We start from the raw sequence: 11426 nt of genomic DNA, 5'->3' as shown, positions 1-11426 counted from the left end.
GGGCAGGAGAGCATTTATGGAGAGGTTGACAGGGGCAGAAATGATCGTGCGCTCCTTAATTGATGAGGGCGTGTCACACGTATTCGGCTATCCGGGCGGCGCTGTTCTGGATATTTATGATGCACTGCATACCGTAGGCGGTGTCGGCCATATTCTGGTGCGCCACGAACAGGCCGCTGTACATATGGCGGACGGTTATGCCCGCGCGACCGGTAAAACCGGCGTGGTGCTGGTCACTTCCGGACCGGGGGCGACTAACGCCATTACCGGTATCGCCACTGCGTATATGGATTCAGTGCCGCTGGTGGTGCTGTCCGGCCAGGTGGCGAGTGCGCTGATCGGCAACGATGCCTTCCAGGAAGTGGATATGGTGGGTATTTCCCGCCCGGTCGTGAAACACAGTTACCTGGTGCACGATGTCGCGGATATTCCGGCCACCATCAAAAAAGCATTCTATCTGGCACAGAGCGGTCGTCCGGGGCCTGTGGTTATTGATTTTCCGAAAGATATTGTCCAGCAACAGCACGAATACAGCTACCCGTCACGGGTCAGCCTGCGCTCCTATAACCCGACCGGTGCCGGTCATAAAGGGCAGATCAAACGCGCCCTGATCACACTGATGCAGGCGAAACGCCCGGTCATGTATATCGGTGGCGGCGCTGTCAGTGCCGGATGCAGCCCGGAGATTTTCACCCTTGCGGATAAACTGCGTCTGCCGGTGGCGCTCTCCCTGATGGGACTGGGCGCATTTCCGGGCACTCATCCGCAGTGTGTCGGTATGCTGGGTATGCACGGGACGTATGAAGCAAACAATACCATGCATCACAGTGATGTGATTTTTGCCGTCGGTGTCCGTTTCGATGACCGGACCACCAATAATCTGGCGAAATACTGCCCGCAGGCAACGGTCATTCATATCGATGTCGATCCGGCGTCTATCTCCAAAACCGTGGCGGCGGATATTCCGATTGTCGGTGATGCGAAACTGTGTCTCGCGCAGATGCTGTTACAGCTGGAATCCCTGACCGATGAACAGGATCCGGATGCGCTGTGTGACTGGTGGCGGCGCATTGATCAGTGGAAAGCGAAACAGTGTCTGGCCATTGATGAGAGCGGGGAAAAAATCAAGCCGCAGACTGTGATCCGCACCCTGTGGGAACTGACGGAAGGGAAGGCGTATGTGACCTCCGATGTCGGTCAGCATCAGATGTTTGCCGCGCTCTATTACCCGTTTGATGAACCGCGCCGCTGGATAAACTCCGGCGGGCTGGGCACGATGGGCTTCGGGTTACCGGCGGCACTGGGTGTCCGGCTGGCGAAACCGGATGATATGGTGGTGTGTGTCACCGGGGACGGCAGCATCCAGATGAATATTCAGGAGCTTTCCACGGCATTACAGTTCGGGCTGCCGGTGCTGGTGCTTAATCTGAATAACCGCTTCCTTGGCATGGTGAAGCAGTGGCAGGATATGGTTTATCACGGCCGTCACTCGCACTCCTATATGGAATCGCTGCCTGATTTTGTCCGTCTGGCAGAGGCTTACGGGCATGTCGGCATCAGCATCAGTGATAAAGCCACGCTGCGTGAACAGCTTGCGGAGGCACTGCGCATTGTCCGCGAAGAGAAACGACTGGTGTTCGCCGATGTGATGGTGGATGAGAAAGAGCATGTTTATCCGATGCAGATCCGCAACGGCGGAATGGATGAAATGTGGTTAAGCAAAACGGAGAGGACCTGATCATGCGCCGGATTCTGTCAATTTTATTAGAAAACGAAACTGGGGCATTATCCCGTGTGGCAGGGCTTTTTTCCCAGCGCGGGTATAATATCGAAAGTATCACCGCCGCCCCGACTGATGACCCGTCACTGTTCCGCCTGACTATCCAGACCAAAGGCGATGCGCGGGTGCTGGAGCAGATTGAAAAACAGCTCAACAAGCTGGTGGATGTGTTCCGTGTCACAGAACTGACCTCTGCCACTCACATTGAGCGCGAGGTGATGCTGGTGAAATTACAGGCCAGCGGTTACGGGCGGGATGAGGTCAAACGCAGTACCGATATCTTCCGCGGGCAGATTGTGGATGTGACCGCGACGCTCTATACCGTGCAGCTGACCGGCACCAGCGAAAAGCTGGATGCCTTCCTGGATGCGGTGCGCGGCTTCGCGGAAATTGTGGAAATTGCCCGCTCCGGCATCGTGGGGATGTCGCGCGGCGATAAAATAATGCGGTGAAATATTCGCGGTGAAAGGGTAAACTGATCACTCTTCTTATTTGGCCCGTTGTTCGGGCCGTTTCCTGATTTGTAAGGGGTTAACGTGAAACTGGATGAAATCGCCCGCCTTGCCGGTGTGTCGCGCACGACGGCCAGTTATGTCATCAACGGAAAAGCAAAACAATATCGTGTGAGTGACAAAACTGTCGAAAAAGTGATGGCGGTGGTTCGTGAACATAATTACCATCCGAATGCGGTGGCTGCCGGTCTGCGTGCAGGCCGTACCCGCTCAATCGGACTGGTGATCCCGGATTTGGAGAACACCAGCTACACCCGCATCGCAAATTATCTGGAGCGCCAGGCGCGCAGCCGTGGTTATCAGCTGCTGATTGCCTGCTCCGAAGACCAGCCTGACAACGAAATCCGTTGTGTGGAACACCTGTTACAGCGTCAGGTGGATGCGATTATCGTTTCCACCGCACTGCCGCCGGAGCATCCGTTCTATCAGCGCTGGGCAAACCGCTCCCTGCCGATTGTCGCGCTCGACCGTGCACTGGAAAATGAGCACTTTATCAGTGTGGTCGGGGATGACTTTGAGGACGCCAAAATGCTGGCATCCGAATTACGTCAGTTCCCGGCAGAATCGGTGGTATATCTCGGCGCGTTACCGGAACTTTCTGTCAGTTTCCTGCGTGAACAGGGATTCCGTGAAGCCTGGGAAGGGGATGCACGTAACGTGAATTTCCTCTATGCCGACAGCTATGAGCGTGATGCCGCCGCAAAAGCGTTTGATACCTGGCTGGAAAGCAACCCGATGCCGGATGCGCTGTTTACCACCTCATTTGCCCTGTTACAGGGTGTGATGGATGCCACGCTGGCCCGCAGCGGCCGTCTGCCGGGGCAACTGGTGATCGCGACCTTCGGTGATCATGAACTGCTTGATTTCCTTGAGTGTCCGGTTCTGTCCGTGGCACAGCGTCACCGCGATATTGCTGAGCGTGTGCTGGAGCTGGTACTGGCAAGTCTGGATGAAAAACAGAAACCGGCTGCGGGTATCACCCGGATCCGCCGTGATCTGTGCCGTCGCGGAAGTCTGAGCCGCCGGTAATATTCAGACGGTAAAATCATTATTTTTTCTGATACCTGTACGGAAACGTATAGGTATTTTTATTTGTATCAGCCGAAAACAGATGAAAAACCCTTTTTGAGAGGAATCCTAAGAATTTTTTTCAATTCTGCTGATTGACAGAAATTGACAATTTTCACACCACACCTTTCACTCCCCGTAAATACACTTACTCCAATTAAGGGTATGCACCGCAGAATATCATCAGTCCGGTTTTGTGACAGTTATGCTATTGATAAACTGAATATTAAATTTTCATTTATTAAATAATCACGCTGTGTAACAGAAAGTAACAGCACAGATGACCGGAACAAAAATCCCGGGGTCTTTGTGGTAATGGTGAATTTTTATCCTGAAAGTGAGGGACACCTCGCAAAAATGCATCTTTCTTTCGCCAGATTCGGTATAATTTGCCCCGGTTAGCCGAGTGCGTATTATGTGAATTTTTTTCTGATTTGAATCAGTGTGTTACCTCACTTCTGTTCCCTGAAGCAAAAAATCCCATATTTTCTCACCCCTTTATTCCCCGACAGCGGAAACGAAACCTTGTCAGCTCTGGCTTGACAAGCTTTTCCTACCATTCGTAAACTCTGTTGGTGGGGAATTGTGGGTGAAAGTGGTAATTCAGGGCAAAACTGAGCGGAGAAACGAATGTTTCGCGGGGCAACACTGGTTAATCTTGACAGCAAAGGGCGCATAACCGTACCGGCACGGTACCGGTCGCTGCTTGCTGAAAAGTCGGAAGGTCAGATGGTCTGCACTATCGATCTCCACCAGCCGTGCCTGCTGCTTTACACCTTACCGGAGTGGGAACTGATCGAACTGAAACTGGCACAATTGTCCACCATGGATCCCACGGAGCGCCGTGTTCAGCGCCTGTTGCTGGGTCATGCCACGGAATGTCAGATGGACAGTGCGGGACGTCTTTTGTTAGCCGGTACACTGCGCACACATGCGCGGTTAACCAAAGAAGTCATGCTGGTCGGGCAGTTCAACAAGTTTGAGCTGTGGGATGAGCAGACGTGGTATCAGCAGGTACAGGATGATATTGCTGCCGGGCAGACGGCATCCGGACCTTTATCCGCCCGGTTACAGGATTTATCACTTTAAATGGCAGAGAGTCAGTTTCAGCATACCAGTGTTTTACTGGATGAAGCCGTTAACGGATTACAGATCCGCGAAGACGGCATTTATATCGACGGCACATTCGGCCGCGGCGGGCACTCCCGTCTGATTTTATCAAAACTCGGTCCGCAGGGGCGTCTGATTGCCATTGACCGGGATCCGCAGGCGATTGCTGCTGCGGCACAGATTGATGACCCGCGTTTTTCCATTATTCATGGCCCGTTTTCCGGTATCGCCGGTTATGTGAATGACCTGGAACTGGGCGGACAGATTAACGGCGTTCTGCTGGATCTGGGGGTATCTTCCCCGCAGCTGGATGACGCGGAGCGCGGATTCTCCTTTATGCGTGACGGGCCGCTGGATATGCGGATGGATCCGACACGCGGGATCTCCGCCGCACAATGGCTGACCGAAGCCAAAGAAGAAGATATTGCGTGGGTGCTGAAAAATTTCGGTGAAGAGCGTTTTTCGAAACGGATTGCCCGCGCGATTGTTGAACGTAATAAGACCGAAGAGCCGCTGACGCGGACAAAACAGCTGGCGGATTTAATTGCCGCTGTGTCTCCGGTGAAAGAAAAACACAAGCATCCGGCGACCCGCAGCTTCCAGGCTATCCGTATCTATGTCAACAGCGAGCTGGATGAGATCCGCCAGGCGCTGACCGGCGCACTGGGTATTCTGGCTCAGGGCGGCCGTTTATCGGTCATCAGCTTCCACTCGCTGGAAGACCGGATTGTGAAGCAGTTTATGCGTGATGAAAGCCGCGGACCACAGGTGCCGCACGGATTACCGCTGACGGAAGAACAACTGAAAGCGCACGGCACACCGGCACTGAAACTGGCCGGAAAAATGAAACCGTCAGAGCAGGAAATCAGTGTTAACCCGCGTGCCCGCAGTTCGGTACTGCGCTTTGCGGAGAAAGCATGACCACAGAACGGCACAATTTAGCCCGCGTTATTTGTCGTGACCTGCTGCGCCACGGATTTATCCCTGCGATTTTATTTATCGCAGTGATCGTCAGCGCGATTTTTGTGGTCATCACGGCACATAAAACACGTCTGCTGACCGCAGAGCGGGAACATCTTGTGCTGGAGCGTAACTCGCTGGATATCGAATGGCGTAACCTGATTCTGGAAGAGAACGCCCTGGGGGATCACAGCCGTGTCGAGCGCCTGTCCGTTGAGCGTCTCAGTATGCAGCATGTGGATCCGGCAAACGAAAAAATTGTCGTAACAAAATGACGAAGGCATGAAAAGCAAAAAATCAGCAGGCAAAACGCAGGGCGGTGCCCGTATCAAACGTCCGGAAGAAAAAGCCAGTTTTATCAGCTGGCGTTTTGCGTTGTTATGCGGCGGTATCGGGCTTGCCCTGGCCGCACTGCTGATCCGGGTGGCGTATTTACAGATTATCAACCCGGACATGCTGGTCAAAGAAGGTGACATGCGCTCGCTGCGCGTCCAGGAGATCCCGACCGCACGCGGCATGATCAGCGACCGTATGGGGCGTCCGCTGGCGGTCAGTGTGCCGGTCAACGCCGTCTGGGCTGATCCGAAAGAGTTAGCCGACAAAGGCGGGGTAGGAGATGACACCCGCTGGCGCGCACTGTCCGAAGCGCTGAATATCCCGCTCGAACAGGTGAAAAGCAAAGTCACGGCGAACCCGAAAGGCCGCTTTGTCTATCTGGCGCGTCAGGTGAACCCGACCATCGGCGATTATGTGAAAAAACTGAATCTGCCGGGAATTTATTTACAGGCGGAATCAAAGCGGTATTACCCGTCCGGCTCTGTGACTGCTCACATTATTGGTGTCACCAATATTGATGATGAAGGGATTGAAGGGGTTGAGAAAAGCTTTGACCGCTGGCTGACCGGGGTTCCGGGGCAGCGGACAGTCCGTAAAGATCGCGGCGGCCGCGTTATTGAAGATACTATCGCCCGCGAAAGTCAGGCCGGACACAACCTGACACTCAGTATTGATGAGCGTTTACAGGCGCTGGTATACCGCGAAATCAGCAGTGCGGTGGCACTGAACAAAGCGGAATCCGGCACGGCGATTCTGGTGGATGTGAACACAGGGGAAATTCTGGCGATGGCGAACAGCCCGTCCTATAACCCGAACAACCTCCAGGGCACACCGAAAGATGCCATGCGTAACCGCGCTATTACCGATATTTTTGAACCGGGCTCGACGGTAAAACCGTTGGTGGTGATGACAGCACTGCACAACAACATCATCAAACCGAACAGCGTGGTGAATACGTATCCGTACCGGATCAGTGGTCATGAAATCAAAGACGTGGCGCGTTATGCCGAACTGACCATCACCGGTATTTTACAGAAGTCGAGTAACGTAGGGGTTTCAAGACTTGCGTTAGCGATGCCCGCTCAGGAACTCGTGGACGTCTATTCGCGTTTCGGGCTGGGAAAACCGACCAATCTGGGGCTGGTCGGAGAAAGCAGTGGCATATATCCAAGTAAAAAAACACGGTGGTCTGAGCTTGAAAGGGCCACCTTTTCTTTCGGTTACGGGCTGATGGTAACACCGTTACAGTTAGCGCGTGCCTATGCAACAATCGGCAGTTTCGGGATTTACCGTCCGCTGTCCATTACAAAAGTGGATCCGCCGGTGCCGGGCACCCGCGTCTTCCCTGAACCGGTGATGAAAACCGTGGTTCAGATGATGGAAAGTGTTGCGTTACCGGGCGGCGGCGGAACGCGCGCTGCGATCAAAGGGTACCGCGTGGCCATTAAAACCGGGACCGCGAAAAAAGTGGGCGACGACGGGAAATACGTGAACCGTTATATCGCTTACACCGCCGGGGTTGCACCGGCAAGCCGTCCGCGTTTTGCACTGGTTGTGATTATCAATGACCCGCAGGGCGGCAAGTATTACGGGGGTGCGATCTCCGCACCGGTATTCGGTGCCATCATGGGCGGTGTTCTGCGGACAATGAACGTGGAACCCGATGCGCTGACACCGGAAGAACAATCTAATGAAGTGGTTATTAATAAACCAAAAGAGGGTACAAGTGGCAGATCGTAATTTGCGCGATTTACTCGCGCCGCTCGGTGTTGATGCACCGGCTAAGGCGTTACGTGATATGACCCTGGACAGCCGCAAAGCGGCTGCCGGTGATCTGTTCCTGGCGGTTAAAGGCCACCAGTCCGACGGACGTCACTACATTCCTCAGGCCATTGCCCAGGGTGTGGCTGCTGTGGTCGCGGAAGCGGATGGTGCGGCGGAAGACGGCAGTGTGCAGGTTCTGCATGGTGTACCGGTGGTGTATCTCAGCCACCTGAATGAAAAATTATCCCGTCTGGCCGGCGAGTTTTATCACCACCCGGCGGAACGCCTGAAACTGATCGGCGTGACCGGCACTAACGGGAAAACCACCACCACCCAGCTGCTGGCGCAGTGGACGCAGGCGATGGGCGAAACCAGCGCTGTGATGGGAACGGTCGGGAACGGGCTGCTCGGGCATGTGATCCCGACTGAAAACACCACCGGTTCAGCCGTTGATATCCAGTTCGAGCTGGACAAACTGGCGAAGAAAGGTGCCACGGTGGCAGCGATGGAAGTCTCCTCTCACGGGCTGGTTCAGAGCCGTGTGGCGGCACTGCCGTTCCGGGCTGCCGTCTTTACTAACTTAAGCCGTGATCACCTCGATTACCACGGTGATATGGCCAACTACGAAGCTGCCAAATGGCTGCTGTTCTCAACCCATCACAGCGAACAAAAAATTATTAATGCGGATGATGAGACAGGGCTGAAATGGCTGGCAAAATTACCGGAAGCGGTCGCGGTCACAATGGATGACAATCTGCCGGCCGGCTGGCAGGGGCGTTTCCTGAAAGCCGTTTCTGTGGATTATCACGACAGCGGTGCGCACATCACCTTTACCTCAAGCTGGGGCAACGGTGAGCTGGACAGCCCGCTGATGGGCGCCTTTAACGTCAGTAACCTGCTGGTGGCTGCGGCAACCCTGCTGGCACTGGGTTATGACCTGAATACATTGCTGCGCGCTGCAACCGCGTTAACACCGGTCTGCGGCCGGATGGAAGTCTTCACCGCAGATAACCGTCCGACGGTTGTTGTCGATTATGCTCACACCCCGGATGCGCTGGAAAAAGCACTGAGTGCGGCGCGTCTGCATACTAAAGGTAAACTGTGGTGTGTCTTCGGCTGCGGCGGTGATCGCGACAAAGGCAAACGTCCGCTGATGGGCGCAATTGCTGAGCAGGAATCCGATGTGGTGGTGATCACCGACGATAACCCGCGCAGCGAAGAGCCGCAGGCGATTATCAATGACATTATGGCCGGGCTGGTTGATACCTCCCGTGCACTGCCGATCCCGGGCCGTGCGGAAGCCGTCACCTTCGCAGTGATGCAGGCAACACCGGATGACGTGGTGCTGGTGGCCGGAAAAGGGCATGAGGATTATCAGCTGGTCGGCAACCGCCGTCTGGACTATTCCGACCGCCTGACGGTCGCCCGCCTGCTGGGAGTAATGGCATGATCCCGTTCTCCCTCGCTGATATCGCACAACTGACCACCGGGGAGCTTATCCTCAGCGGTCACGCGGCATCAGAACGGATTGAGAGTGTCACCACGGACAGCCGCACCATCGGCGAACGTGCGCTGTTTATCGCCCTGGCCGGTGAACGTTTTGATGCTCATGATTTTATTGCGGATGTGGCAGCGAAAGGTGTCGCCGCCGTCCTGGTGAACCGCCGGATGGACGTGAACTGTCCGCAGATTATTGTTAAAGATACCCGCCTTGCGCTGGGTGCGGTGGCGAAAGGCAACCGTGACCGCAGTCAGGCGAAAGTGGTCGCGCTGACCGGTTCGTCCGGCAAAACCTCCGTCAAAGAGATGACGGCGGCAATTTTACAGCAGGCAGGCGAAACCCTGTTTACTGCCGGTAACTTTAATAATGATATCGGCGTGCCGCTGACATTGCTGCGCCTGACAGAAAAACATCAGTTTGCGGTGATTGAGCTGGGTGCCAACCACACTGGTGAAATCGCCTATACCGCAGCCATGACACACCCGCAGACCGCACTGGTGAATAACCTGTTTGCCGCCCATATCGGCGAGTTCGGTTCCGCAGAAGCCATCGCGCAGGCAAAAGGGGAAATTTTCACCGGCCTGACTGACGAAGGCACCGCCATCATCAATCTGGAAAGTAATGACTTCACTCACTGGCAGGCACATCTGACCCCGCGTCAGACCCGCTGGAGTTTCTCCGTTGATCCGCACCCGCAGGCTGATTTTTACGCGGCTGATGTGGTGATGAACCCGCTGACCACTGACTTTACCCTGCACACACCGGCAGGCAGCACTGCTGTCACACTGCCGCTGCCGGGCCGTCACAATATTGCCAATGCCCTCGCGGCGGCGGCACTGGCACTGTCTGCCGGGGCGACACTGGCGGATATCCGCAGTGGCCTGGCACAAACCAGCGCCGTACCGGGACGCTTATATCCGGTTGAACTGGCTCCGGGCAAGCTGGTGATTGACGACACTTACAATGCCAATGACGGCTCGATGATTGCGGCAATCCGTGTGCTGGCACAATTACCGGGTTACCGCGTGCTGGTTGCCGGGGATATCGGCGAGCAGGGCGGTTACGCCGAAGAGAGTCACCGCAGAGTCGGGCAGGCTGCCCGCGATGCCGGACTGGATGCGGTGTTCACCGCAGGTCAGTTCAGTCATTTTATCAGTGATGAGTGTCAGGGACACCATTTCGCTGACAAAACAACCCTCATTGCTGCGCTGGCACCTCTGGTGGCACAGCATTCATCAATTTCAATTTTAGTTAAAGGTTCACGCAGCTCCGCAATGGAAGAAGTTGTGCACGCCTTGCAGGAGAATGTCCCATGCTGATTTGGCTGGCTGAGTATCTGGTGCAGTTTCATACCGCGTTTAACGTCTTCTCTTACCTGACGTTCCGTGCCATCGTCGGCCTGCTGACCTCGCTGATTATCGCATTATGGATGGGGCCGCATGTGATTGCGTATCTCCAGAGAATGCAGATTGGCCAGGTTGTCCGCAGCGAAGGGCCGGAATCGCACTTCAGCAAGCGCGGTACCCCGACCATGGGCGGCATGATGATCCTGTTCTCCATCGCCATTTCTGTTCTGCTGTGGGCGCGTCTGGACAACCCGTATGTCTGGTGTGTGCTGCTGGTGCTGATCGGCTACGGTATTGTCGGCTTTATTGATGACTACCGTAAAGTGGTGCGCAAAGACACCAAAGGGCTGATTGCCCGCTGGAAATATTTCTGGCAGTCCGTACTGGCGCTGACCGTGGCGTTCAGTATGTATGCCATCGGTAAAGACACCCCGGCGACCCAGCTGGTGGTGCCGTTCTTTAAAGATGTGATGCCGCAGCTGGGTGTGCTGTATATCCTGCTGGCGTATTTCGTGATTGTCGGCACCAGTAACGCCGTGAACCTCACTGACGGCCTCGACGGCCTCGCGATTATGCCGACCGTCTTTGTTGCCGCCGGGTTTGCGCTGGTGGCGTGGGCGACCGGTAACGTGAATTTCGCGCATTATCTGCATATCCCGTATCTGCCGCACGCCGGGGAACTGGTGATTGTCTGCACCGCGATTGTCGGGGCAGGGCTGGGATTCCTGTGGTTTAACACCTATCCGGCACAGGTCTTTATGGGCGATGTCGGTTCACTGGCACTCGGCGGCGCGCTGGGTACCATTGCTGTTCTGCTGCGCCAGGAATTCCTGCTGCTGATTATGGGCGGTGTGTTCGTGGTGGAAACTCTGTCGGTGATTTTACAGGTCGGATCCTTCAAATTACGCGGTCAGCGTATTTTCCGGATGGCACCTATTCATCACCATTATGAATTAAAAGGCTGGCCTGAGCCGCGGGTGATTGTCCGCTTCTGGATTATCTCCCTGATGTTAGTGCTGATCGGTCTGGCGACACTCAAGGTACGTTAA

General features: G+C 55.0%; 10 protein-coding genes. All 10 read left to right on the top strand.

Annotated elements, in window-relative coordinates; translation table 11 throughout:
* The first annotated feature begins 16 nt into the window (after positions 1 to 16).
* The 10 genes from ilvI to mraY all read left to right on the top strand — a co-directional run bounded on the left by ilvI (position 17) and on the right by mraY (position 11426).
* A complete protein-coding gene (gene ilvI / locus AB7038_RS10600) occupies positions 17 to 1738 on the top strand; it encodes an acetolactate synthase 3 large subunit (RefSeq protein ID WP_032098314.1) in 1722 nt (573 codons plus the stop codon).
* A 2-nt stretch (positions 1739 to 1740) separates the two neighbouring features.
* Positions 1741 to 2232: an acetolactate synthase small subunit gene (ilvN, locus tag AB7038_RS10595; protein WP_004238450.1), complete on the top strand. Its 492-nt coding sequence runs from the start codon at positions 1741 to 1743 to the stop codon at positions 2230 to 2232.
* An 84-nt stretch (positions 2233 to 2316) separates the two neighbouring features.
* Positions 2317 to 3321, top strand: coding sequence for a catabolite repressor/activator (gene cra, locus AB7038_RS10590; RefSeq protein WP_004242044.1), 1005 nt, complete (start codon positions 2317 to 2319; stop codon positions 3319 to 3321).
* Positions 3322 to 3990: 669 nt separating this feature from the next.
* Positions 3991 to 4449, top strand: a complete 459-nt coding sequence (gene mraZ, locus AB7038_RS10585) for a division/cell wall cluster transcriptional repressor MraZ (RefSeq protein ID WP_004238452.1) — start codon at positions 3991 to 3993, stop codon at positions 4447 to 4449.
* The gene (gene rsmH / locus AB7038_RS10580) at positions 4450 to 5391 is read left to right on the top strand and encodes a 16S rRNA (cytosine(1402)-N(4))-methyltransferase RsmH (RefSeq protein ID WP_004238453.1); all 942 of its coding nucleotides are present in this window, start codon (positions 4450 to 4452) and stop codon (positions 5389 to 5391) included. It abuts the gene before it with no gap.
* Positions 5388 to 5705 (top strand): cell division protein FtsL, encoded by a 318-nt coding sequence (gene ftsL / locus AB7038_RS10575; RefSeq protein ID WP_004238454.1) that lies wholly within the window; start codon positions 5388 to 5390, stop codon positions 5703 to 5705. The genes rsmH and ftsL overlap by 4 nt, the downstream gene beginning before the upstream one ends.
* Positions 5706 to 5712: 7 nt before the next feature.
* Complete coding sequence (gene ftsI, locus AB7038_RS10570) at positions 5713 to 7506, top strand: peptidoglycan glycosyltransferase FtsI (RefSeq protein WP_368889068.1); 1794 nt, start codon at positions 5713 to 5715, stop codon at positions 7504 to 7506.
* Positions 7493 to 8980 (top strand): UDP-N-acetylmuramoyl-L-alanyl-D-glutamate--2,6-diaminopimelate ligase, encoded by a 1488-nt coding sequence (murE, locus tag AB7038_RS10565; RefSeq protein WP_369453280.1) that lies wholly within the window; start codon positions 7493 to 7495, stop codon positions 8978 to 8980. The genes ftsI and murE overlap by 14 nt, the downstream gene beginning before the upstream one ends.
* The gene (gene murF / locus AB7038_RS10560) at positions 8977 to 10350 is read left to right on the top strand and encodes a UDP-N-acetylmuramoyl-tripeptide--D-alanyl-D-alanine ligase (protein ID WP_369453279.1); all 1374 of its coding nucleotides are present in this window, start codon (positions 8977 to 8979) and stop codon (positions 10348 to 10350) included. The genes murE and murF overlap by 4 nt, the downstream gene beginning before the upstream one ends.
* Positions 10344 to 11426: a phospho-N-acetylmuramoyl-pentapeptide-transferase gene (gene mraY / locus AB7038_RS10555; RefSeq protein WP_004238458.1), complete on the top strand. Its 1083-nt coding sequence runs from the start codon at positions 10344 to 10346 to the stop codon at positions 11424 to 11426. Before murF ends, mraY begins: the two co-directional genes overlap by 7 nt.

It is taken from the genome of Morganella morganii (assembly GCF_041099235.1).
GTDB classification, from domain to species: domain Bacteria; phylum Pseudomonadota; class Gammaproteobacteria; order Enterobacterales; family Enterobacteriaceae; genus Morganella; species Morganella morganii_E.
This window is presented reverse-complemented; position numbering and strand designations above follow the sequence as displayed.

Coding starts and splice junctions, on each gene's coding strand:
- ilvI (WP_032098314.1), top strand. CDS start 17: ATGGAGAGGTTGACAGGGGCAGAAATGATCGTGCGCTCCTTAATTGAT.
- ilvN (WP_004238450.1), top strand. CDS start 1,741: ATGCGCCGGATTCTGTCAATTTTATTAGAAAACGAAACTGGGGCATTA.
- mraZ (WP_004238452.1), top strand. CDS start 3,991: ATGTTTCGCGGGGCAACACTGGTTAATCTTGACAGCAAAGGGCGCATA.
- rsmH (WP_004238453.1), top strand. CDS start 4,450: ATGGCAGAGAGTCAGTTTCAGCATACCAGTGTTTTACTGGATGAAGCC.
- ftsL (WP_004238454.1), top strand. CDS start 5,388: ATGACCACAGAACGGCACAATTTAGCCCGCGTTATTTGTCGTGACCTG.
- ftsI (WP_368889068.1), top strand. CDS start 5,713: ATGAAAAGCAAAAAATCAGCAGGCAAAACGCAGGGCGGTGCCCGTATC.
- murF (WP_369453279.1), top strand. CDS start 8,977: ATGATCCCGTTCTCCCTCGCTGATATCGCACAACTGACCACCGGGGAG.
- mraY (WP_004238458.1), top strand. CDS start 10,344: ATGCTGATTTGGCTGGCTGAGTATCTGGTGCAGTTTCATACCGCGTTT.